Source organism: Neisseria sp. P0021.S007 (assembly GCF_051956855.1).
The window spans coordinates 1-687 of record NZ_JBQCXA010000534.1 but is presented as its reverse complement, the minus strand read 5'-3'; the positions used below and the strand labels follow the sequence as shown (position 1 = coordinate 687).

1 protein-coding gene is annotated in these 687 nt (G+C 50.8%); it reads right to left on the bottom strand.

What is annotated here, in order from left to right; genetic code table 11:
* Positions 1-687, bottom strand: a 687-nt coding sequence (locus ACTHUR_RS14455; RefSeq protein ID WP_440399264.1) for an EamA family transporter, incomplete at both ends; no start/stop codon positions are given.

Sequence of the window (687 nt, the reverse complement as noted above, 5' to 3'; positions counted from 1 at the left end):
CCTTTTTGCACCGGCTCACCCAGCCATACAATCGACACAATAAAAAGCAATACAGGCTCCAAATAGCTCAACATGCCGAACACCGCAACCTGCAACAACTGACTCGCCTTCAAATTCAAATGCATAGATATTGCGCTATTGAAGCCTAGCAACACAATAAAGAAAATTAAAACCGGTTTGGCCGCAATCATCGCCGGCGTATCCGTTGCAAATATAATATACGCCAACGCAAATGGCGTAATCATCATCAAATCAAAAGTCAGACCGATTAAAGAAGGCACACCCAGTTTTCGGCGTGGCAGATAATAAAACGGATAGGTGCCGAACACCCATACAGTCGTCCACGAAAACGCACCCGACCGTAGCAACTCGCAAGCCACGCCTGCACATGCCAACGCAACGGCAACCGTCTGCAACCGGTTTAAACGCTCTTTAAACCAAATCCGCCCACCCAGCATCATCGCCAAAGGAAACAGGAAATAACCCATGGCGATGTTTACCCCTTCGCCGTTGACCGGCCCCCAGACAAACAGCCACAACTGGCTGGCAAATATCGGCGTCGGCAATACAATCAACAGCCACCGCTTCCAATCACGGCCGATATTGTTCGCAAACCGCGCCGCCGCCTGCCAACCGTTGACCATCGTCATCAGCACGCATAAAGCCGACAGCATCGCCACCATACGC